This is a genomic window from Ferruginibacter paludis (genome assembly GCF_030409685.1).
GTDB lineage: Bacteria > Bacteroidota > Bacteroidia > Chitinophagales > Chitinophagaceae > Ferruginibacter > Ferruginibacter paludis.
Genome location: NZ_JAUFQJ010000003.1, coordinates 161,700 through 184,525, shown reverse-complemented (window position 1 = coordinate 184,525; position 22,826 = coordinate 161,700). Strand labels below are relative to the sequence as shown.

Below are 22,826 nucleotides of genomic sequence, written 5' to 3'. Positions count from 1 at the left end.
ATTTTATGATTTTATATTTCTAATTACCAACCACCATATACACAAATTCTTCCATTTTTTTAACTTGCTGAACCCTGTCCAGCCCTTTCAAAGTTGTGTTGACGGGAGTTTTTAACTGATATTTTTCCTCTGGTTTTATTTTATCCAACAAATTAAAGATGTTTTTTGATTTAGCGGCATATACAACACCATCCGCTTTTGAATCCTTTGCGGTGATGATGCCTATAATCTCCCCGTTGCGATTGATGACGGGGCCGCCACTGTTTCCCGGATTGGCAGAAACGGTTAACTGGTACGAGGTGGTATCTCCATCACTTCCAGACTTCGCACTTACATATCCTTCGCCATACACAATCTCTTTCCGCGGAAACCCTAAAGTAAAAAACTGCTCACCTAAATCAGAATTGGACCTTTTAATGCTGTACGGTAAATTAGTCACAGCCCTGAAAGCAGTATCATTAATCTTCAAAATTGCAAGGTCAACATTATTGTCAGTATACACAGCGACCGCATTATAGTATTGTCCCTTTGTATTTTCAACATAAATATTTTTCATTTTACTTATTACATGGGCATTGGTCACGAGGTAACCTTTTCCATCTATTAAAAATCCTGAGCCCATAAAATCAACTTTCGGTTCAGGCTTTATTGGAATTGCAGGTAGCACATTTTTACTCTTCAATACAATTATTTCTTTGTTGGTCTTGGTAATTTCCTTTACCAGTTCGTAATAACTTTCGTTACCATATTTTTTGGTATAAGTAATAGTAAGCCCAAGCGTTAACAAAGAAATAAAGCCTGCAATAGACGCAGCCACAGCCATGCTTCGTTTATACTTGTTCCATAAACTGAGTACTTTGGCTTTGCCCTTAAGTGCAGGTGTTGCCATCAGCCCCTCGGCTGCCAGGTTGGATTCCACTTCCAGCAGGGTGTGTTTGAATGATTTGAGTGTACCATATTTATCCAGCCCCTGTAAAAAATAAGTATGTTCTACAACCAATTGATCAAGCTCTGCATTTTTTTTACGCAAGTCTTCAAACATACTTTTTTCCTGCAGGTTCATTTCACCTGCCAGGTATCGCTCAACAGCTTCTAAAAGTAAAATATCTTCCATCTCAGTTATGCGTTTTTATATTGTGCAAAAAATAGCTTCTTCAATCGTACCAAACATTTGTATTTCTGGGTTTTAGCATTATCGGCATTGGTATAGCCAAACTCACCGGCTATTTCCAGCATATTCTTTTTTTGCAGATAATAAGCGTCCAGCAAACTTTTGCAAGGTTCTCCAATTTTATTCATGGCATGTTCCATTAAAATAAAATCGTTGTTTACCTTTTCATGTTCTTCAATTTCCTCCTCTACAGCCACCGTTTCCTCCAGGTTTTCTACCTGTGTGCTGAATTTGCTCATTTGCTGCAAACGTTTCAACCATAAACGCCGGCAAATTGAATACAGGTATGTTTTAAGCTGGCAACTCAGTAAAAATGATGACAATTTTGCCTTTTCATATAATACTACCATCGCCTCCTGAAAAATATCCCTTGCGTCATCTGCCGAACCATTGTTGTTGAGTACAAAACTTTGAATCATTGAATAATTCTGGCGATAAATAGTTTCGATAGACTTTTTATCGTTTTCGGCTAATCCCTTTAATAATAATTGATCGTGTTCTATAGTACTCACCCGGCTGATATTAATACGTTACTGGCTGCAATAGTAACCCAAAGCAACGAAAAAAAAGATTTTAAAAAAAGTCGGGTTACCTTTTTTACCAACCTGTATTAACCCTTATAAATAAACAAATTAAAACTCAAAAAATGAAAAAAGTACTTTTTGTATTAGCAATCGCTGCATCTTTTACGGCTTGTAATAGCTCAACTGAAACACCTGCAACAACTTCTATTGATTCTGCAAAGACTGCTGATTCAATTAAAGCTGCTATGCCAGCAATGGATACTGCTGCTAAGAAAATGGATTCTGCTGCTGCAAAGATGGACACTGCCGCAAAGAAAATGGATTCAGTTAAAGTAAAGAAATAATTATCTGACCGGTTTATAGCTTGTAAAATACCGGTTTTATATAAAGATTTTCATATGGCAAGCAATCGTTAAAGTCGCCCCTATTCTTAGGGGCGTCTACTTTTATAGCCCTTATAACCAGTTTATGATAAATATAATTAAAGCAATCAACTGCTTTGGTGACATTTTTTCAACGTATCATTATATTTTTTGCAAAATTATTGGCTGATTCAAAATATTGATCTACTTTCGATTTTCAAATGACAACAGCTACAACTTACACCCGATTTTATTTTAGCTTCTATTTTAAAAATAGACCGGGAGTCTTTTGTTAAGCACTGAAAACAATTAAAACAGATTAACATAAAAAGAATCCCGGCTAAAAAGGTCGGGATTTTTGTTTATAAGCCATCTGGGTAAATTTAAAAATTAACAGTAAATGGGTGAGCGGTACAATGCAGTTAACGGAAATGAGGTAGTTGAACGTAATACACAACGAAAGGTGTCTATCCAGGGATTTGAAGGATGTTTTCACCAGGAAGCTGCAAGAATTTTTTTTGGCAACTCGGTTGAAGTGATCTGCTGCTCCACTTTCAAGGAAGTAATAGAAATTGCCGGCAATAAAAGGAAGAGTGATGGCGGTGTAATGGCCATAGAAAATTCTATTGCGGGAAGTATATTACCCAATTATAATTTGCTGCAAAAAAGTAACCTCACCATTGTTGGCGAAGTTTATTTGCAGATTAACCAGCATTTGATGGTAAACCCTGGTGTTGAGTTAGGCGATATTAAAGAAGTGCATTCTCATCCAATGGCTATTCAGCAATGTTTTGGATTTTTAGATAAATACAATTGGAAACTGGTTGAAAAAGAAGATACGGCACTAAGCGCCAAACAGGTTCATCAGCACAGAAGCAAGCATGTGGCTGCCATTGCAAGTAAACTAGCCGCAGAAATTTATGATCTTAGTATCATAGCCCCAAACATTCATACGTTAAAAAATAATTACACCCGGTTTTTAATACTGCAAAAAGCGGGCGAGGCAGAAGCAATACCTGGTGCTGACAAGGCTTCTATCAATTTTCATACAGACCATTCAAAAGGCAGTTTAGCCAGGGTATTAACCAATATTGCCGATGCTGGCATTAACCTCAGCAAATTGCAGTCTTTCCCAATACCTGGCAGCGATTTTAAATATTCCTTTCATGCGGATGTTGAGTTCGATACAGTAGAACAATTTTATAACCTGATCAAAAAAATTGAACCGATTACAGAAGAAGTAAAAATATACGGTATCTATAAAAATGGAAAAGCTGTTCCTTTGCCTTCGCAAAGCCAGAAAACAAAACAGAAGTAAAGGCATAAAGTATAAGCAATTTTTTTTAGTGTTAAAGAACAAAGGATGAGCAAAGAAACGATTTCGACCCAAACAACAACAGCAAATGCCGTTGCGCCAGTCACCAGTGAAGTAATTGAAATGACCGTTGCAAAAAGGCTGGAAGGTATTGGTGAATATTATTTTTCTCAAAAACTAAGAGAAATAGATGACTTAAATAAAGCAGGTAAACAGGTAATTAACCTGGGGATAGGCAGCCCTGATCTGCCCCCTCATCCTGATGTAATAAAAACATTGCATGAAGAAGCTGTTAAGCCGGGCCAACATGGTTACCAGAATTATAAAGGCAGCCCTGTGTTAAGAAAGGCAGTTGCGGAATGGTATAAAAGGTGGTACAACGTTGTACTGGATGCAGATACAGAAATATTGCCGCTGATAGGCAGTAAGGAGGGTATCATGCACATTTGTATGACGTATTTAAATCCGGGTGATACTGTTTTAATACCTAATCCGGGGTATCCTACTTACATGAGCGCTGCAAAGATTGCCGGGGCTAACGTGGAAGCATATACGCTTACAAAAGAAAATAACTGGTACCCTGACTTTTCGGCACTGGAAAAAACAGACTTACAAAAAGTAAAGCTGATGTTTGTAAACTATCCTCAAATGCCAACCGGTCAATTACCATCACACGATTTATTTATGCAATTGGTTGCCTTTGCAAAAAAACACCACATTTTATTGGTGCATGATAATCCATACAGCTTTATCTTAAATGATACGCCGGCGAGCTTGCTAAGTGTTGAAGGGGCTTTGGACGTTGCAATAGAACTGAACAGCTTGAGCAAATCTCATAATATGGCAGGATGGAGGATAGGCATACTTGCCGGTGCCCAGCAAAGAATAAATGAGGTATTACGGTTTAAAAGTAATATGGATAGCGGTATGTTTTTGCCCCTGCAGCTGGCAGCAGCAAAGGCATTGCAATTGCCCGCCAGTTTTCACAAAGAAGTAAATGCGGTCTACAGTGCAAGAAGAAAAAAAGTAGTTGATCTGTTGAATTTACTGCAATGCACATTCGACGAAAGCCAGGTGGGTTTATTTATGTGGGCAGCCATTCCGCAAGGGTATAAAGACGGATATGCATTAAGCGATAAAGTGTTGTACGAATCAAATGTATTTATAACTCCGGGGGGCATCTTTGGAAGTGCGGGGAATGGTTATATAAGAATCAGTTTATGCAGCAGTGAAGAAAAAATAACAGAAGCAATTGAGCGCATTAAAAAAATAGGTTTGCAAAAATAAAAGGCTGCAAGAAATTAAGATTGTTTATACAATGGAAGATAAAGAATTGATAAATACAAATATTCAGGCCACCAATAGACAGGCTTTGCAACCGTTTGTTGGCGAGGCCAAAACAGATGTTGTTACTATTGTGGGTGTGGGCTTAATAAGCGGTTCCTTTGCATTGGCCATGAAGGAAAAAGGATTTGCAAAAAAAATAATTGGTGTAAGCAGAACGGCGGCCAGTTTAGAAAAGGCAAAAGCATTGGGTATTATCGATGAAGCCCTGCCGCTGGAAGAAGCTGTAAAACAAAGTGATTTTATTTATGTAGCAATTCCGGTAGATGCAACAGTTGTAGTAATGAAACAAATAATGGATTTGATTACTGGAAATCAGATGGTCGCAGATGCAGGGTCAACCAAATTTGCATTGTGTGATTCGTTAAAAGGTCATCCTATGCGGCACCGCTTTATAGCTACGCATCCCATGTGGGGTACAGAGTATAGTGGCCCGGAAGCCGCAGTGAGAGGTGCTTTTGAAGGAAGAGCCTGTGTAATTTGTGAAAAAGAACAAACGGATGAAAGCGTTGTAAACGCTGTTGAAAATATTTACAGGGCATTGGGCATGAACATCGTTTATATGGATGCGCACAGTCATGATATACATGCGGCCTACATCAGTCATATCTCACATATCACTTCTTTTGCGTTGGCCAATACAGTATTAGAAAAAGAAAAGGAAGATGAAGCAATTTTTGCACTGGCAGGCGGTGGTTTTGAAAGTACGGTGCGCTTGGCAAAAAGTAATTCGGCCATGTGGGCACCCATCTTTATGCAGAACAGGGAAAACGTATTGGATGTGTTGAATGAACATATTACGCAGTTAAGAAAATTTAAAGCAAGCCTGGAAAAAGAAAATATCGAATACCTGACTGAGCTGATGGAAAATGCAAATAAGATAAAAAGAATTTTTCAATAGTTTTTTGTGATGATTTTTAGAGAAGCGCAAAAGGATGATATAAAGCAATTGATGGAAGTGAGGCTTGCGGTAAAGGAAAATACATTGAGCAACCCGTCATTGGTAACGGAGGCCGATTATTATAATTATTTGTTTAATCGTAGCAAAGGCTGGGTTTGTATGGTACAAGACCGGGTAGCTGGTTTTTCCATTGTGGACTTGGCAGAGAAAAATGTTTGGGCATTGTTTGTTCATCCGGATTTTGCAGCAAAAGGGATCGGAAAAAAAATACATGATTGTATGTTGCACTGGTATTTTGATCAGGAGCGGGATGACATTTGGTTGGGTACAGGTCCCAATACAAGGATTGCACGGAGCTAAAGAAATAAAATTTGAATTGAGTTTTAAAGATTGGAAGATCTGGCAGGCCGGAAATTGAGTCAGCGATAAACAGAGTTACTATTATGGAAGAATGGTATTAATGAGGGAGGACACAAAGGGAATTGGCTGCGAATTGACGGAGTTTACGATAAAAGAGAATGGTTACAATTAGAGTAACCGTACAAATAGGATGAATAAATGTTGGTAACAAAAACTAATTTTACAATGCAAACAGAAAACAAGACAATGAAACAGTTAATGCAGGAAAAATGGACCAAGCGCCCATTAATTATTAGTGGCCCGTGCAGTGCCGAAACAGAAGAGCAGGTGATTGAAACTGCTACCCGGCTTGCTAAAACAGGTAAGGTAGATATACTACGTGCAGGCATCTGGAAGCCCCGCACAAAGCCAGGTTTATTTGAAGGAATTGGCGCAAAAGGCTTATCATGGATGGCCCAGGCGAAAAAAATTACGGGCATGCCAACTACTGTGGAAGTTGCTACCGCAAAACATGTGGAAGATGCATTGCATTTTGATACTGACATGCTTTGGATTGGTGCAAGAACAACCGTAAATCCTTTCAGTGTGCAGGAAGTAGCAGATGCCCTGCGTGGTGTTGATGTACCTGTGCTGATTAAAAATCCCATTAATCCTGATCTTGAATTGTGGACTGGAGCTATTGAGCGCATACAGAAAGCAGGAATTAAACAAGTTGGTATGATACACCGGGGGTTTTCAAACTACGGAAACACGGAGTATCGTAACGCTCCTATGTGGCATTTGCCTATCGAAATGAAGCGTCGTTTTCCGGAAATGATTTTAATCTGCGATCCTTCTCATATCTGTGGTAACAGAACCAATCTGCAGTCGATTTCTCAAAAAAGTATTGACCTTGATTTTGATGGCGTGATGATTGAAAGCCATATTGATCCTGATAATGCGTGGAGTGATGCGAAACAACAAATAACCCCCGAACGCTTATCTGAAATGCTGGATGCATTGATCTGGCGTTCCGAAGCAACAGACAAGCAGGAGTTCATTACCGCCCTTGCCACACTTCGTGAGCAAATCAATCATGTAGATGATGAGTTGCTTGCATTGATTGCGCAGCGTATGAAAATTGCTGATAAAATTGGTGAATATAAAAGAGCGAATAACATAACCATTTTGCAAACCAACCGATGGAATGATATTTTGCAGAAGGCGATTAACAAAGGCGATAAACTGGGTTTAAGCCAGGACTTTATCACCAAATATTTTGATGCAGTGCATTTGGAAAGTATCAACCATCAAAACAAGGTGATGAACAGTTAAAAAGTTGGAGAAATTATTTTTGAAATTAACGAAGAATTTTTGATCTGATTGAAAGGAGTAAGACATTACTCAGGATGCTAATTTTTTATTAAGGTTGTTGTATGAAAATTATAAAGGTTTCCTCATTGTCAGGTTCTGCCGAGGCGTTACCCGCTGGCGGAAATTTTGATGGTGTATATTATTTTGACGCCACATTTGCTCATCTTGAACAGGTTGTAAGTAGACAAAAAACTTTCTTAATTACCGATAGCAATGTTTTTCAGAGCCATAAAACACTATTTGATGGCTGGCAGACCATTGTGCTGCCGGCAGGGGAAGAGCATAAACAGCAGTCAACGGTTGATTTCATCGTGAAAGAACTGATTGCAAAAAATGCAGACAGAAATACTTTTATTGTGGGCGTTGGTGGTGGTGTGGTAACAGATATTACGGGCTATGCCGCCAGTATCTACATGCGGGGTGTAAGGTTTGGTTTTGTACCAACTACTATTCTTGCAATGGTCGATGCTTCAATTGGTGGTAAAAACGGGGTGGATGTTGGCATATATAAAAACCTGGTGGGGCTGATAAAACAACCAGAGTTTTTATTATTCGATTATGCGCTTTTGCAAACCTTGCCCACAGGCCAATGGATCAATGGCTTTGCTGAAGTAATTAAACATGCCTGTATAAAAGATACCGCTTTATTTGAATTGCTGCAAAAGGAGTCAATCGAAAGTTTTAAATCCGATGCAAATAAACTGGCAGCACTTATTGAAAAAAATGTTCAGATAAAAACAGCCGTGGTGGTAAATGATGAGTTTGAACAGGGCGACCGTAAGCTCTTAAATTTTGGCCATACACTGGGGCATGCTATTGAAAATATGTACCAGCTTCCACATGGACATGCTGTAAGTATTGGCATGATGGCCGCTACAGATATTTCAGTATCTGTAAATAATTTTTCTACTTCCGAAGCCAACCAAATAAAAGAGTTGCTGGAACAATATCAGCTACCAACAAAATTTGACTTTGATAAAGAAAAGATTTGGGAAATATTAAAAATGGATAAAAAACGGTCTAGCAATACAATGAATTTCATCCTGCTGAATAAAATAGGGCAGGCTATGATTCAACCTATTGGCATGAACGAACTGGAAAATTTGATCCGTTAAACTGAACCTGTTATGGAACTAATTACACACATACGTTCCCTAACTTTTGCAAAGACTTAAGTATAATCATGACTGTAACCATTCAACCTTCTGCTGTTTCAGGAATTATTAGTGCGCCCACATCCAAGAGTTCTATGCAGCGTGCTTGTGCCGCCGCCCTGTTAAATAAGGGTAAAACAATTATTGAAAATCCGGGTAAAAGCAATGACGACCTTGCGGCGTTGGAAGTAATTCAACTACTTGGGGCCACTATCGCACCTGCTGCTGATAATTATATAACTGTTGACAGTAATGGAGTTCAGCCAGCAGGCAGTGAAATAAACTGCGGCGAAAGTGGTTTAGGTATCCGTATGTTTGCACCTATTGCCGCGTTAAGCCAAAACCCAATTCGTATCAATGGCACTGGGAGCCTGTTGACGAGGCCCATGAATTTTTTTGATGACATCTTTCCGCAACTGGATATTGCCATTCAATCAAACAACGGCAAACTGCCCATTGAAATAACCGGCCCGTTGCAGCCCAAAGACATTACCATTGATGGATCGCTGAGTTCTCAATTTTTAACGGGCTTGTTGATGGCGTATGGAAATGCTGCCAGCGAGTCGGTAACCATCAAAGTAACCGGGTTAAAAAGCAAACCATACATCGATCTTACCTTGCAGGTGATGCATCATTTCGGGTATGATGTTGTTAACAACAATTATGAATCGTTTGTGGTGAACCCCGTAAGAAATGAAACCGGTAAACTAATTAAATATACGGTTGAAGGGGATTGGAGCGGCGGAGCATTTTTACTGGTGGCAGGCGCAGTTGCAGGTAAGATAACCGTAGAAGGATTAGATACTCATTCTACGCAGGCAGATAAAGCAATTTTGAAGGCGTTAATTGATTGCGGTAGCAGCATTTCCATACAAGAAAAGCAGATAGAAATTGGTTTGCCGGCAACCGGCAGCAGCGGCTTAAAAGCTTTTCACTTTGATGCTAGCGATTGTCCCGATTTATTTCCGCCGCTTGTTGCATTAGCCGCGTATTGTAACGGTACTACTGCAATTGAAGGCGTTAGCCGTTTAGCACATAAAGAAAGTAACCGGGGGTTAACCTTACAGGAAGAGTTTGGTAAAATGGGGATTAAAATAACATTGCAGGATGATTTGATGTTAGTAGAGGGTGGTCATGGTGTTCATGGCGCTTCCGTTCATTCTCATCATGATCACAGGATTGCGATGGCCTGCGCAGTTGCGGGTTTAAAAGCAAGGGGAGTAACCACCATCAAGGATGCGGAGGCAATTGATAAATCCTATCCCGACTTTTATCAACACTTAATGCAATTAGGTGCAGCGGTTAATTAGCAGCAGTTCAATTAAGTTTAGTATAAACAATAAAGCCTGTTGAAATGAAGTGACAGGGTAACCAGATAACATTTATGAACAGTTTCGGAAGAATATTCAGGGTAAGCATTTTTGGAGAATCGCACGGCGAATGTGTGGGTATTAATATTGATGGGTGCCCTGCAGGTATGCCATTGGCTGTGGATGATTTTACCCCTGATATTGAAAGAAGAAAAGCAGGAGCTAAAGGAACCACACCCCGTAAGGAAGCCGACCTGCCGAGGATTATGAATGGCGTGTATAACGGTAAGACGACCGGCGCTCCCATCACCATCCTGTTCGACAATACCAATACCCGCAGCGGCGATTATGAAAAGCAACGGGCGGTGCCAAGACCCGGACATGCAGATTTTGTTGCTACAAAAAAGTTTGGCGGCTTTGAAGATTACAGGGGCGGAGGCCATTTCAGCGGAAGGCTTACCGTTTGCCTGGTTGCTGCGGGCGTGGTGGCGAAGAAATTATTATCTAACATCAGCATCGTATCCACCATACTTGAAATAGGTGGCGAAACAGATATGGAAGCTGGTCTGCAAAAAGCCATTGATGCGAAAGATACTATTGGAGGCATTGTGGAATGTAAAGTAAATGGCTTACCCGTTGGTTTGGGTGAACCATTTTTTGATTCAGCAGAATCGATGATTGGCCATGCTGTTTTTGCAATACCAGCAGTAAGAGGGATTGAATTTGGAACCGGGTTTGCGGCCGCCCGCATGTACGGCAGTGAGCACAATGATGCCATTGCTGACAGTAGCGGAAAAACTGTTACCAATCATGCAGGTGGCATTGTTGGTGGTATTACCAATAGCAACGAACTGGTATTCCGGATAGCTATCAAACCCACATCTTCCACTCCAAAAATTCAACACACGCTCAATATAGAAACTGGCGAAACTGAAGATTTTTCAGTAAAAGGCAGACATGATCTTTGCATCGCGTTAAGGGTGCCAGTTGTGCTGGAAGCAGTAACAGCCTTTGTTTTAGCTGATTTGATGATGCTGGAACAGAATATCCGCCGCATAGTTTAAAAAACTTACCCACCTTGCTGGCGCAATTGTTTCTTCCCCCCATTATTTAAGGGCAGGTATTGAATCATTGCGTAATTTAATTTGCCTGTTTATCGGGCAACCTACAATCACGATATATGGAGCAATTGTATTGCCTGCAATAGCGATAGCCGTATTCAGCATTTTTTTTAAATATTTTTTGATACCTCCGTCATATACATTGTAAAAGCCATTGTAGAATTGAATGCTAAAGCCGAAGGCGTTATAAATGCGGGCATACTCCTCCAGGGACAATATTCTTTCAGTCCAGCTGCCGCTGATGGGGTTACAGGTATTTGTATCTGTGGGTGGTAAAGGCATCTTTCCAGATACGCTGAATTCTTTAACTGCCCCTGCAATATCAAGTTCGTTTTTACCCCTTGTAGCTTTCGCCAGCTCCTTAACAATAACATCGTTTAAGCCACTGCTATATTTCCTGATAATTGCTTCCCGTATTTTTATAAAAGGTTGCAAGGCAGTTTCCCCAAATAAAACATCGTCATCGGGCGTTCCTCCTTCCAGTTCGTCTTTTAGCTGCAGCTTTTTTAAACTATTAACTTTTAAAAAATTAGCAGGGTTGGATGCAGTTGTAAAAACTGTGATCATCAATTGGTTCATTTGCTGAATACAGGCGAAGAATTCTTCCAGGCTATAGATATGTTCAATTACATCTGTTCCTGCAACCGCATCCGGCGCTTCATTTTTAAAATGGGCTTTTACAGCGTTGATATCGCCAGGTATATACCCATCCATTTTTATTTCCAGTTGCTCAGCAAGACGTCTGGCAGCATGTACAAACTTCTCATCAATGTCGTTGACAAAAACTTTTTTAAATCCACAGAATTTTCCAAATAGGCCCAACAGCCCATTACCCGCTCCAAAATCTACCAATACAATATTTGCCTTGTCTTGTACACCATGCCGGATCACTTTTTGCAACACATCCGCATAAATGGACAGGTAATATTTTTTATGTTTTAAAAGATGCGCCAAATATTTTCTGCAGTACAATTCGGGGGAAATATCATTAATTATAACATGATCAAGCCTGGCTTCAAAAGCGGTAATGTATTCTTTAAAATTATCGGACTCCTTCATTAAAAGCGGGGATTAGATCACAATATAAACAAATATGCCGTGGCGATCATTTCAATGGTAACAGGCTTTTGCATTTTTTATAGTACTAAAAAAACTTCGGCCTGAATACAATAACCCATGAATATTTTTGGCCCGGGTACAAATGTATTTTAAAGAATGGTGTACAGAGGTGATGCTGTGCTAGTATAAACGCTTGCAGGTACTGGTAAAATTACGGGTGTGCAAAATCATCAATTGTAGCGAATTGCAGTTTAGGCTGTAAGGTTCTATCAATTTTTTTTATACTTTTTATTTTTAAAGCAAGGATGTGTTACGTTGTAATATCACTCCTTTATCACAGTTACAATAATAAGCTGCAGGCGCATTTTATACTACTGAATCTGGTGGGACACATAAAAAGGATGCAGTAAACTACCGCTATATTAATGCTATTTGTTATCTTGTATCGCAATTATATGACTTTAGTTTTTCCTGAGAATATCCGTTTCCAAAAATTAGCAATATTTACCTTATATATGAACCATCTCAAGAATAACCTTTTATCACTTCTTTGTGTCTTCGTGTTTTTTTTCGTAAGCGGTTGTCACAATAGGAAAGCTCACAATGAGCCGATTATAGTTAGTACGCCGGAAAAAATGGATAAGCAAACCAGCCAGACTATTCAAGATGTGCTGGAGTATGCATTGCAGCACAATGGCGATATCGGCGACACTATTCATTTGCAGTTTACCGGACCCGTAAATAGTTTTTATGCCGGGAATGATTTTAATAATATATGGAGCCACAAAGAAAAGTGGGAGCCGCTGGCAGATTCATTGTATTATTTTATTGAACATGCTGCGTGGCAGGGCTTGTTTCCTAATGACTATCATTTTAAAAAACTCCAAAAAATCAAAGCTTCACTGGATAATGATTCCATGAAGCGAATGGATGCCAATCTTTGGACAAAGGCCGACCTGATGCTGACCGATGGCTTTATACATCTTGTGAAGGATTTAAAGCAGGGGCATTTAAGCAAGGACAGTATTTCGTTTAATAAGAAAGAATTGACAGACACATTTTATTCAGCCAAGCTTGCAAATTTATTATCTGCCGGGCAACTTACAAATGCACTGAATGCATTGCAACCTGCCAATGAGGGCTACCGGGCATTAAAGGACTGTATACCTCTGTTTTTGGACAGTATGGACAAGCGCACCTATACCTACGTTACCTATCCTTTTAAAACCAACGACGAAAAAGATTCTTTATCTTTTATAAAAAAATTGCAGAAACGGCTTAGCGAAAGCAAGTGTATTGAACCTGGAACTTCCCTACCGGACACTGTGCAATTAAAGGCTGCTATTAAAAAATTTCAGCATCTTAAAGGAATCAAACAGGATGGAATGATTTCTGCCGGCCTGATCAAAACGTTGAACAACAACGATGCGGAACGCTTTAAAAGAATCGCAATTACATTGGACAGGTACAGGCAGTTACCTGACTCAATGCCTGAAAAATATATCTGGGTAAACCTACCTGCCTACTACATGCAGTTAATAGATCATGATACAATTGTGATACAATCTAAAATTATTTGTGGCAAGCCTGCTACCCGTACACCCTTGCTCAATAGCTACATCACAGATATGGTTACGTACCCAACATGGACGGTACCCAATAGTATTATTGTAAAGCAGTATTTACCCAAACTCAAAACTAATCCCAACTACTTAGATGGAATTGGGCTTCACCTGGTAAACGATAAAGGTGAAACTGTAAACGGCAGCGATGTAAAATGGAGCAAATACACCAAAGGCATTCCATATAAAATTATGCAGGGAAGCGGGGATGACAATGCACTGGGTATTATGAAATTTAATTTTAGTAATGCCTATGCCGTATACTTACATGACACCAATCAGCGTTACTTATTTAAGAATGCTACCAGGGCGTTGAGTCACGGTTGTGTGAGAGTACAGGAATGGCAGAAACTGGCTTTTTATATTGCAAGAAATGATAGCATGAATGTAAAGCCAGGCGAAACTTTACGTTACACTACCGATTCGATTATGAGCTGGCTTGACAGAAAAGAGAATAGAAGAATCGGGGTGAAGAATAAGATATCATTATTCATCCGGTATTTTACCTGCGAGGCAAGGAATGGTAAAATAAAATTTTATGACGATATTTATGGTGAAGACAAAATAATCAGAGAAAAATATTTTACTGATAAATAACCGATAACTCCAATCCTTTAACCAACGATTCAATTTCCTTGCATGAAAAACTTTTACCCTACAGTAAGGTCTGTTATTATTATGTTCTTTTGTCTGCATCAATACACTGGCACCAGTGCCCAGTCAACTGCAAAAGAAAGCAATCCCGTTCATGCCTCCAGGCGGATTTTATATGGTACTGCAAGTTTTTATGCCAACAAGTTTAATGGCCGACAAACAGCAAGTGGCGAAATTTTTAGCCAGGACAAATTAACATGCGCTTGTAACGTATTACCTTTCGGTACGTGGATAAAAGTAACCAATATAAAAAATGGCAACTCCGCCATTGTAAAAGTCAATGACAGGATGCATCCGAAAATGAAACGTATTGTTGACCTTACAAGGGCAACAGCCATTTCACTTGGTTACAAATCACAGGGTATTGTAAAAGTAAAAGTAGAAGTGCTTGGAAAGACAAGGCCACAGCTGTAATAGCACAGAAACAGGTGTCGGTAATTAATTTTATGATTTAATCCTAAGCAGTTACTTTTGTCTTCAGCAAAACTGCACTTCATATGAAAAGATTTATTGTATACTTGTCAGCCGTTATTTTGACTGCTACTACATACGGCCAAACGGATTACACGAGGCAACCTTCATTTGCAATTCATTTGTTGAAAAACGATTTTCAAACAGCTTCAGAAATCAGGTCTTCAGGATTGGCTACGGCATTAAAGAATTATTCTGCCAGTGGCAGGTTAAAAGGAGGTGTTGGGCTTAGCTACATACAGGGCTTAAGTGAACACGCAGATTTTGTTGCAACGGCTGCCGGATCCTTTCTCAACTATCCAGTTCCCGGAGCGCCCGTTTCGATCAATGAAAGTTTTTTAATGGAAGTAGCTGCTACCGTAAATGTAAAACTGCTGACTGATAAATATTTTGTTTCTCCTTTTCTTACCAGTGGTGTGGGTGCATCTAAATATAGAGGTTATTACGGTGCTTTTATCCCCCTGGGAGTAGGTTTGCAGTTCAATATTGCCAAGGATGCTTTTGTTATTGTAAACTCGCAATACCGGATGCGGGTGACTGAAACAGTTAACTATCATTTCTACCATAGTATTGGAATTGGAGGTAATCTTTTTCCGAAAAAAGAAGTTGCCCCAAAACAATTGCCTGTTCCGGTAGCTGCGCCCGTAAAAGACAGGGATGGCGATGGTATTGTTGATTCCCTGGATAGATGTCCTGATGTAGCGGGCGTTGTTTCTTTGCAGGGATGCCCTGATAAAGACGGTGATGGTATTACTGATGCAGATGATAAATGTCCGGACGTAGCCGGTCTTGCACGTTATAATGGTTGCCCTGTACCCGATACTGACCATGATGGCATCAATGACGAAAACGATAAATGCCCTGCCGTTGCCGGTGTAGCCCGCTACCAGGGTTGTCCTGTACCGGATACAGACGGGGATGGAGTAAATGATGAAGATGACAAATGTCCCAATGAAGTGGGTACGGCAGATAATTTTGGTTGCCCTGTAATTGATAAAAAGGTGATTGAAAAAATCAACGTGGCAGCGAAAAATATTTTCTTTTCTACCGGCAGTTCCAAACTGTTACCAAAGTCATTCAAATCATTGAATGAGGTGGCAAAAATTTTAGCTGATAATCCATCTTATAAATTAGCTATTGATGGGCATACAGATAATACAGGTAAGGCAGATAAGAACCAACTTTTAAGCGAAAGCCGGGCTAAAGCAGTGGCTGCGTATATAGAAAGTAAAAAGATTGATGCAGCCAGGCTAACAGCCAATGGTTACGGCCAGGATAAACCGGTTGCGGATAATAAAACAGCTGCCGGACGAGCTAAAAATCGCCGGGTAGAGCTCAGTGTCAAAAATTATTAATCAATCAACGTATTAAAATAGATTGGATCCCCTCGCATTTGCGGGGGGATTTTTTTGTACGGTAAATAGTTAATCCGTCACTCTGCAAGGAGATGTGTTAGGATGTCATTTTAAATTACCGATCTCGCAAATGAACAACAGTTCCTGATGAAATGAGCCCTTCATTATTTGTTACTTTTGCAGCAAATACATTTATTCAACCAGGCAGAAAAATATTATGGCAAAAATTGGTATCAATATAGCAACGGGTAGTTTGCAGCAGGAAGAAATAATAGTGGGGATAGATCTCGGCACTACCAATAGTTTGGTGGCAATCATACATCCTGAAACTAAACAGCCGGTTGCGTTGAAGGAGCACAACAGTAGTTCACTGGTTCCGTCTGTAATACATTTTGATGAATTTGGCAATGTTACTGTTGGAGAAGAAGCAAAAAAATATTTAATTACCGAACCTCAAAATACCATTTTTTCTGCCAAGCGGTTAATGGGTAAATCATATAACGATATAAAAGATAACGCCTCTTTTTTTTCTTATAAAGTAATTGATGATGCCAGCCAGGCGATGATAAAAGTGCAGGCTGGCAGCAAGTTTTATACCCCGGCAGAGCTGTCTTCTTTTATTTTAAAAGAATTAAAAAAGCGGGCAGAGCACATTTTAAAAACACCTGTTAATAAGGCCGTAATAACTGTGCCGGCTTATTTTAACGATGCACAAAGGCAAGCCACAAGAGACGCGGGAAAATTGGCGGGCCTGGATGTTTTAAGAATTGTAAATGAACCCACGGCCGCCAGCCTGGCTTATGGACTTGGTTTACATAAAGACAGTGGAGATAAAACAATCGCAGTGTATGATTTAGGCGGCGGAACTTTCGATATCTCGATTTTAAAAATAAGCAATGGAATTTTTGAAGTATTATCTACCAACGGTGACACTTATCTTGGGGGCGATGATATTGACAACAGCATTGTGCAATACTGGTTGCAACAGGCAGGTGTAAGTGAAGATGAATTAAGAACCAACAGGGAGTTTGCCCAGGGCATTCGTTTGCAAGCCGAGGCGGCAAAAATATTTCTTTCGGCCAATGATGTTTTTGACACAACTTTTAATGGTGATTCGCTAACCATTACAAAGCAGATACTCGAAACACTTGTACAGCCATTGGTTGACAAAACAATTGTATGTTGTACAAATGCTTTAAAAGATGCTGGATTAAAAAAAGAAGCAATAGATGTCGTTGTGATGGTAGGAGGCTCTACCAGGGTTCCGCTGGTAAAGGAAAGCGTTAGCCGGTTTTTTGGCAAACCTGTAAACGACACTGTTAATCCGGATGAAGTGGTGGCACTGGGAGCCGCAATACAGGCCGATATTTTGGCGGGTAATAATAAAGATGTGTTGCTGCTAGATATCACACCATTATCATTAGGGATAGAGACAATGGGCGGATTGATGGATGTATTAATACCCCGAAATTCAAAAATACCCAATAAAGCTTCCAGGCAGTATACCACGCATAAAGACGGACAAAGCGGAATGAAAATTTCAGTTTACCAGGGTGAAAGAGATATGGTAAAAGATAATCGTAAATTATCAGAATTTAATTTAACCGGTATACCCGCTATGCCCGCTGGCCTTGCTAAAGTAGAAGTAAGCTTTTTGATAAATGCAGATGGTATTTTGGTAGTAAAGGCAAAAGAATTAAGAAGCGGCGTTGAGCAAAGCATTGAGGTAAAAGCGCAGCAGGATTTAACAGATGCAGAACTGGAAAAAATGTTGCTTGATTCAATTACCCATGCCAGTGAAGATATTGCTACAAGAGCATTGGTTGAAGCAAGAACAGAAGGAGAGCAGCTATTGACAACGACAGAAAAATTTATCCAAAAAAATATTACTCATCTTAGCAATGAAGAAATGGCTCAAACGGCTACCGCAATGCAGGCACTACAGTTAGCGCTTACTATGACGGATAAAGATTTGATTCATTCAAAAGTAGAAGAACTGAATGAGATTTCGAGGCCTTATGCTGAGCGCATTATGGATCAGGCTATTTCGACAGCAATGAGAGGAAAAACAGTATAAAATATTAAAGTGGAGATTGTCTGAGATTCGGATAAAGTCTTGCGATAGAGTCAGCAAGTTGCCTTGAATAAATTCTTGTGCCTGGTTCATTCAGATGGATATCATCCACAAAATAATCATCCGTAAAATTGAGATCGCTTTCAAAGTGTATTATTTGCAAATGATTCTTTATAGCAATATTGCTGAAAATTGACGCTGCTTTTGCAGTAATGGGCTCTTTCCTGTTTGGAGAAGGTATTCTTTCCGGCGGATAAACAAACAGTATGTCACATCCCTTTTTTTGGAGTTCCATTACGGTTTGCTGCAGATAAATTAAAGCAGGATCCCAAACCTTCATTGCTTTCTTTTCGGTATTATACAACCCATCTACAGTTGTTTTTGTAAACTGGTGAATATTTAAAAACCCCCGGTAAATATTATGGTCGAAGACGGGATACGGCTTTCCCCGTACAAATAAGGATGTGCGGTTGTATTCGTCAAAGAAGCTGTATTTAGTAAACGGGAATATTTTTATCATATCTGTCGGAAAGCCTGCCCTTTGCATGTGTTTATTGACGGTATCATTCTGCAGGTAAAAGAGATAGTGAAACCTTGTCTTTAAAATAGTGTTTTCAAATAGCATGCCCGCATCTAAAGATATAACCGCCAGTTTAGGAGCTGCGTGTTTTTGCAAATAAACATCTGAAGTTACCATAATATCTTCCGCATCTGCACCTCCGGTTCCAAAATTATAACTGTTTAGCTTTGTTACCGAATCAATATAATAAGGGTTTATACCAAAGTGAACCCTCGAATTCCCAAGGAATATAATATCATAATTAGTGTTTCCTTTTATCAGTTCATCGGTTTTGGCAAAGTACAATTGTAACCATCTTTTTTTATACATATTATCAAGGAGCATTCCTGTAAGGCTGGCTGCGAGCCAGGTGATGCAACACACAATCAATATTTTTTTTAAGTACATTAATTAAAATTGAAAGTAGATAAAACTTGATTTTTGAAATATCCCAAAAAAAATGATCAATAAAATGGTGCCTGCAAATACCCCCGTCTCCACTATTGTTTTTGAATATGGGTTCAGTAGTTTAGGCGGTGTAAATTTTTCAATTATAAACATATAAGTAATGACGCACATGGAAAATGCCATCGTAAAATTACCGAACTCTAAACCGGATCCGGGAACAGAAAGGATGTTACCAAAGGAAATGTCAGCGACTTTACTGCCGCGGGATATAATCGTTAATGCATTCGCTACTGACGAAGCCCTGAAAAATATCCATGCAAAGCCAACGCAGCAGCAGGTAATAAACCATGCGATTCGGCCGGGTATTTTAATTGTTGAAAACCGGGCATTAAAAAAGTCATATATCAACATGTAGGTGCCATGTAAAAAGCCCCATACAATAAACGTCCAACCTGCCCCGTGCCACAATGCACTAAGGATAAATGTTATTAATAAATTCAAATTTTTTCTGCGCTTTCCTTTTCGGCTGCCACCAAGCGGGATATAAACATAGTCCCGGAACCAGCTTGAAAGTGAGATATGCCAGCGCTTCCAGAATGCTCTTATATTGGTGGACTGGTAGGGCCTGTTGAAGTTGATGCAGAGATCAATGCCCATGCACCTGGCTGCCCCAATAGCAATGTCTGAGTAGCCGGAGAAATCGGCATAAATCTGTGTGCTAAAAAAGAATACTGCCAGCCATATTTGCATTGGTTGCAGATGTGCAGGGTGTTTAAATACGGCATCAGCATATAACCCGATTCTGTCAGCGATGACAACCTTTTTAAAAAATCCCCAGGCCATTAACCGCAAGCCTTCATATAATTTTTGCGAAGAAAATTTCTGGTGAATAAAAAATTGTGGAAGCAGGTGCTGAGGACGTTCTATCGGACCTGCTACTAATTGCGGATAAAACATAACATACAAAGCAAAATATCCCGCGTGCCGCACAGCCTTTTGCCTGCCGTAATAAACTTCGATTGTATAACTGAGTGACTGGAAAGTGTGAAAGGAGAGCCCTATGGGCAGCACAAGGTTCAGTAGAATAAAATGACTGCCCGTAAGTCCGTTGATGTTGGATATAAAAAAATTATAGTACTTAAATAATCCCAGCAATGTTATATTTGAAAGTATGCTCAGTGTAAGCCAGAATTTTTTATTCTTTCCTTTTTCTAACAGGATACCCATTGTATAATCTATAGCAATCAGGAAAAAAAGAATCAGTAAATAGGATGGTATAAAGGCAGCGTAAAAAATGCAACTCGCCAACAGGAGATGCGCCCACCGTAACTTGTGCGGTAAAAAAAAATACAGAAGGGTGCAGAGCGGAAAAAATATAAGAAATTCAAGCGAATTAAAAAGCATAGCTGTTAAAACACGTTAGATTTGGTAAACATAAAGAAGTTTTACAGAAAAAGGGATAGAAATAATTTAACCGCGTCAACATCCAATTGTGTAAAGCTAAATTTATTATGAATACAAAGCTGCTTCCAGCTATCAGGGTTAAGCTGCGTATCAAACCGCTCATTTAGCACGTACCAGTGTGATCAGGTATTATTTTTATTTGATTGAATGGCAGCGGTAAAACTAATAGCAAACACAATGTAATAAATAATATAGCACTTAACAGCATGGCCCGTTTTACCAATGTTGGTTCAAAATTAAATTCAATATTATTTTCACCTTGATTTAGAGGCGCTTTCATAAAATTGATGCCGGCACTATCAACCAGACCTGTATGCTCACCATTTTTAAAGTACCAATGCGGGTAGTAATTTTGTTGTAAAATAAGATTGGAAGCGTTGCTTGCCAAAACCCGTAGCGCAATTTTGTCAGGGGAAAAAGATTGAATTACTACCTGGTCACTATTTTGACTTCCTTCCACAAATATGAATGGATAGTTTAAAAAATTACGCCTGGGATTGCTTTCATTCGTTTCAAAATACGCATGCATGTTTTTTAAAATTATGGGATAGGCAACTTCTTCCTTCACACCGATTTGCTTGTTGTACATACTCCAGTCGCCGATGATTTCTTTTACATTTACCTGTAACGTATCAATTTTATTGATTGGTTGCAGGATTGGAACCGGAATTCCTTTAGGTGATTGACTTAATAAATTTTGTATGGAAGCGACTGAAGTTTTACCAACTCCTGTAAACGGAATGTTTAGCAAACTTGCAATTATCAAATCCGCCACCACCAATGATCTCAACAAATTAAAATTGTGGATTTTTAATGAATGCTTTATACCCAACCAGATTATTAACTGAATACTGCCTTGTATCCAAAGCGTATCATTAAAACTAACGGCGTCTAATAATGTTTTTAATTTGTCAGGAAGGGTATGCTGCAGCGCTATACTGTTTAGAATAAAAACAAAGGAATCTTTACCATTTACCGCGAAGTATACTCCATAAAAAATACAGACGATTAGTATAAATAATATGGTGTAATAAATCGATTGAATTAAGACGGAGAAACTCTCTTTGTATTGAATGAATTTATTTAGCTGAATGGCAGCAACTATAATAAAACATAAAAGCGTAAAAATGCCAAATTCGCCATTCAATCTTACGTAACCAATTAAGGGAATGAATTTGTACGCAAAGGTTTTAAAAATACCTCCAGCGGATAAAGCGGCAAATAAAAAGCCGGCAATCAACAAAAATTTTTGCCAACTGTTTTTTTTGCTGAAACAGGCCTGCAGAAAAAATAACAAAAGTACCAAACTAAAATAATTATTGCGCATTGAAATATCAGTTTGGTAAAGGTTGTCATTCTTTACCGTAGCCAGGGGCAGCAGGGCACTGATCCAACTTGGAAAACTGGTTGGATTACCAAGAGAAGCCGTCACGCTAATCTTTTCTCCTCTTACAAAAAAAGGTAGTATATCCAGGTACCCTGCTATCATCCCTGCACAGAGTAATACAAACAATAACAACAATCCAGCATGCATCAGGAACAGTTGTTTAATTTGTTGGGTACGATTTATATTTTCTTTTTTATTTATAATATAAAAAACAAGCACAGCCGAAAAGAAATAAATGGCACTTATAATAATTCCCGGGTGGGCAGATGAAACCAAAAAATAAAAAAGAAGGACAGTCAGTACAAAGTTATTTTTTGAAAATTGTTTAAGCAATGAAAGGTAGCTCCATAAACACCAGGGTAAAAAAGCAGCGCCACTGATCCAATTAAAATGTTGCAGGTGGCCAATGATATAACCACTGCACATAAATGCTACACCCGCAATCTCACGTACTCTTTTATCCATGTTCCAAAAGCCAGTTAGCTTATACATGCCGATGCCACCCAACAATATATAGAACAATACTTCCAACGTTAGAGTGTATGCGTTGTAACCGGCAGTTGATGCGATTATCCAGGTTATGGGGCTCCAAAATCCGCCGCTCATATCTCCGTATTGGGGAAATCCGAAATTGATGTATGGATTCCAGAGTGGGAGATGGCCAGCATGAATACTTTCGCTCATAAAAAACTTGGGAGGAAAATAACCTGCAAAAGCATCATTCTTTAAGAAAAATAAAAACGAAGAGATGGGTAAAAATGCAATCAAAAGAATAATAAAAAAAAAGAGAATCTTTTTTAAAGATGCCCAGTTTGAATTTGCGTAAACTTGCATGGATTAAAAATACACAATTCCCTA

General features: G+C 39.2%; 19 protein-coding genes. 13 read left to right on the top strand and 6 right to left on the bottom strand.

From position 1 onward, the window contains the following. Positions 1-19 precede the first annotated feature (19 nt). Together QWZ08_RS05160 and QWZ08_RS05155 are read right to left on the bottom strand one after the other, a co-directional pair. Positions 20-1,114, bottom strand: a complete 1,095-nt coding sequence (locus tag QWZ08_RS05160; protein WP_290336168.1) for a S1C family serine protease — start codon at positions 1,112-1,114, stop codon at positions 20-22. 5 nt (positions 1,115-1,119) lie between these two features. After that, on the bottom strand, positions 1,120-1,683 hold the full coding sequence (locus tag QWZ08_RS05155) for an RNA polymerase sigma factor (protein WP_290336167.1): 564 nt from the start codon (positions 1,681-1,683) through the stop codon (positions 1,120-1,122). A gap of 134 nt (positions 1,684-1,817) precedes the next feature. Between QWZ08_RS05155 and QWZ08_RS05150 the strand changes: the two genes are divergently transcribed. The 9 genes from QWZ08_RS05150 (at position 1,818) to QWZ08_RS05110 (ending at position 10,858) form a co-directional block, all read left to right on the top strand. Continuing rightward, positions 1,818-2,039, top strand: coding sequence for a hypothetical protein (locus QWZ08_RS05150; protein ID WP_290336166.1), 222 nt, complete (start codon positions 1,818-1,820; stop codon positions 2,037-2,039). Positions 2,040-2,457: 418 nt separating this feature from the next. Next, the gene (locus QWZ08_RS05145; protein WP_290336165.1) at positions 2,458-3,375 is read left to right on the top strand and encodes a prephenate dehydratase; all 918 of its coding nucleotides are present in this window, start codon (positions 2,458-2,460) and stop codon (positions 3,373-3,375) included. A 45-nt stretch (positions 3,376-3,420) separates the two neighbouring features. Next, the gene (locus QWZ08_RS05140) at positions 3,421-4,659 is read left to right on the top strand and encodes a pyridoxal phosphate-dependent aminotransferase (RefSeq protein ID WP_290336164.1); all 1,239 of its coding nucleotides are present in this window, start codon (positions 3,421-3,423) and stop codon (positions 4,657-4,659) included. Between the two features lie 31 nt (positions 4,660-4,690). Then, complete coding sequence (locus QWZ08_RS05135; RefSeq protein WP_290336163.1) at positions 4,691-5,617, top strand: prephenate dehydrogenase; 927 nt, start codon at positions 4,691-4,693, stop codon at positions 5,615-5,617. Between the two features lie 9 nt (positions 5,618-5,626). Continuing rightward, positions 5,627-5,977 carry a GNAT family N-acetyltransferase gene (locus tag QWZ08_RS05130; protein WP_290336295.1) on the top strand — a complete coding sequence of 117 codons (351 nt, stop codon included), beginning with the start codon at positions 5,627-5,629 and terminating at the stop codon, positions 5,975-5,977. Between the two features lie 225 nt (positions 5,978-6,202). Next, positions 6,203-7,291, top strand: a complete 1,089-nt coding sequence (locus QWZ08_RS05125) for a chorismate mutase (RefSeq protein ID WP_290336162.1) — start codon at positions 6,203-6,205, stop codon at positions 7,289-7,291. Positions 7,292-7,392: 101 nt separating this feature from the next. Further along, positions 7,393-8,445, top strand: coding sequence for a 3-dehydroquinate synthase (gene aroB / locus QWZ08_RS05120; protein WP_290336161.1), 1,053 nt, complete (start codon positions 7,393-7,395; stop codon positions 8,443-8,445). A 68-nt stretch (positions 8,446-8,513) separates the two neighbouring features. Further along, a complete protein-coding gene (aroA, locus tag QWZ08_RS05115) occupies positions 8,514-9,794 on the top strand; it encodes a 3-phosphoshikimate 1-carboxyvinyltransferase (protein WP_290336160.1) in 1,281 nt (426 codons plus the stop codon). Positions 9,795-9,868: 74 nt separating this feature from the next. After that, positions 9,869-10,858 carry a chorismate synthase gene (locus QWZ08_RS05110; RefSeq protein WP_290336159.1) on the top strand — a complete coding sequence of 330 codons (990 nt, stop codon included), beginning with the start codon at positions 9,869-9,871 and terminating at the stop codon, positions 10,856-10,858. A 42-nt stretch (positions 10,859-10,900) separates the two neighbouring features. Here QWZ08_RS05110 and QWZ08_RS05105 read toward each other — a convergent pair whose 3' ends face one another. After that, on the bottom strand, positions 10,901-11,974 hold the full coding sequence (locus QWZ08_RS05105; RefSeq protein WP_290336158.1) for a class I SAM-dependent methyltransferase: 1,074 nt from the start codon (positions 11,972-11,974) through the stop codon (positions 10,901-10,903). 635 nt (positions 11,975-12,609) lie between these two features. Between QWZ08_RS05105 and QWZ08_RS05100 the strand changes: the two genes are divergently transcribed. The 4 genes from QWZ08_RS05100 to dnaK all read left to right on the top strand — a co-directional run bounded on the left by QWZ08_RS05100 (position 12,610) and on the right by dnaK (position 18,153). Next, complete coding sequence (locus QWZ08_RS05100) at positions 12,610-14,193, top strand: L,D-transpeptidase family protein (RefSeq protein ID WP_290336157.1); 1,584 nt, start codon at positions 12,610-12,612, stop codon at positions 14,191-14,193. A 42-nt stretch (positions 14,194-14,235) separates the two neighbouring features. After that, positions 14,236-14,664 (top strand): septal ring lytic transglycosylase RlpA family protein, encoded by a 429-nt coding sequence (locus QWZ08_RS05095; RefSeq protein ID WP_290336156.1) that lies wholly within the window; start codon positions 14,236-14,238, stop codon positions 14,662-14,664. Between the two features lie 83 nt (positions 14,665-14,747). Beyond that, entirely contained in the window at positions 14,748-16,076 is a 1,329-nt protein-coding gene (locus QWZ08_RS05090; protein WP_290336155.1) for an OmpA family protein, read from the top strand. A 217-nt stretch (positions 16,077-16,293) separates the two neighbouring features. Next, a complete protein-coding gene (gene dnaK / locus QWZ08_RS05085; protein ID WP_290336154.1) occupies positions 16,294-18,153 on the top strand; it encodes a molecular chaperone DnaK in 1,860 nt (619 codons plus the stop codon). A gap of 4 nt (positions 18,154-18,157) precedes the next feature. Here the strand turns inward: dnaK and QWZ08_RS05080 are convergent, their stop codons facing one another. The 3 genes from QWZ08_RS05080 to QWZ08_RS05070 form a co-directional block, all read right to left on the bottom strand. After that, complete coding sequence (locus QWZ08_RS05080; protein WP_290336153.1) at positions 18,158-19,117, bottom strand: SGNH/GDSL hydrolase family protein; 960 nt, start codon at positions 19,115-19,117, stop codon at positions 18,158-18,160. A gap of 3 nt (positions 19,118-19,120) precedes the next feature. Then, the gene (locus QWZ08_RS05075; protein ID WP_290336152.1) at positions 19,121-20,344 is read right to left on the bottom strand and encodes an MBOAT family O-acyltransferase; all 1,224 of its coding nucleotides are present in this window, start codon (positions 20,342-20,344) and stop codon (positions 19,121-19,123) included. A 340-nt stretch (positions 20,345-20,684) separates the two neighbouring features. Further along, on the bottom strand, positions 20,685-22,802 hold the full coding sequence (locus QWZ08_RS05070) for a hypothetical protein (protein ID WP_290336151.1): 2,118 nt from the start codon (positions 22,800-22,802) through the stop codon (positions 20,685-20,687). Positions 22,803-22,826 lie beyond the last annotated feature (24 nt).

Coding starts and splice junctions, on each gene's coding strand:
- QWZ08_RS05160 (WP_290336168.1), bottom strand. CDS start 1,114: ATGGAAGATATTTTACTTTTAGAAGCTGTTGAGCGATACCTGGCAGGT.
- QWZ08_RS05150 (WP_290336166.1), top strand. CDS start 1,818: ATGAAAAAAGTACTTTTTGTATTAGCAATCGCTGCATCTTTTACGGCT.
- QWZ08_RS05145 (WP_290336165.1), top strand. CDS start 2,458: ATGGGTGAGCGGTACAATGCAGTTAACGGAAATGAGGTAGTTGAACGT.
- QWZ08_RS05140 (WP_290336164.1), top strand. CDS start 3,421: ATGAGCAAAGAAACGATTTCGACCCAAACAACAACAGCAAATGCCGTT.
- QWZ08_RS05135 (WP_290336163.1), top strand. CDS start 4,691: ATGGAAGATAAAGAATTGATAAATACAAATATTCAGGCCACCAATAGA.
- QWZ08_RS05130 (WP_290336295.1), top strand. CDS start 5,627: ATGATTTTTAGAGAAGCGCAAAAGGATGATATAAAGCAATTGATGGAA.
- QWZ08_RS05125 (WP_290336162.1), top strand. CDS start 6,203: ATGCAAACAGAAAACAAGACAATGAAACAGTTAATGCAGGAAAAATGG.
- aroB (WP_290336161.1), top strand. CDS start 7,393: ATGAAAATTATAAAGGTTTCCTCATTGTCAGGTTCTGCCGAGGCGTTA.
- aroA (WP_290336160.1), top strand. CDS start 8,514: ATGACTGTAACCATTCAACCTTCTGCTGTTTCAGGAATTATTAGTGCG.
- QWZ08_RS05110 (WP_290336159.1), top strand. CDS start 9,869: ATGAACAGTTTCGGAAGAATATTCAGGGTAAGCATTTTTGGAGAATCG.
- QWZ08_RS05105 (WP_290336158.1), bottom strand. CDS start 11,974: ATGAAGGAGTCCGATAATTTTAAAGAATACATTACCGCTTTTGAAGCC.
- QWZ08_RS05100 (WP_290336157.1), top strand. CDS start 12,610: ATGGATAAGCAAACCAGCCAGACTATTCAAGATGTGCTGGAGTATGCA.
- QWZ08_RS05095 (WP_290336156.1), top strand. CDS start 14,236: ATGAAAAACTTTTACCCTACAGTAAGGTCTGTTATTATTATGTTCTTT.
- QWZ08_RS05090 (WP_290336155.1), top strand. CDS start 14,748: ATGAAAAGATTTATTGTATACTTGTCAGCCGTTATTTTGACTGCTACT.
- dnaK (WP_290336154.1), top strand. CDS start 16,294: ATGGCAAAAATTGGTATCAATATAGCAACGGGTAGTTTGCAGCAGGAA.
- QWZ08_RS05080 (WP_290336153.1), bottom strand. CDS start 19,117: ATGTACTTAAAAAAAATATTGATTGTGTGTTGCATCACCTGGCTCGCA.
- QWZ08_RS05075 (WP_290336152.1), bottom strand. CDS start 20,344: ATGGGTATCCTGTTAGAAAAAGGAAAGAATAAAAAATTCTGGCTTACA.
- QWZ08_RS05070 (WP_290336151.1), bottom strand. CDS start 22,802: ATGCAAGTTTACGCAAATTCAAACTGGGCATCTTTAAAAAAGATTCTC.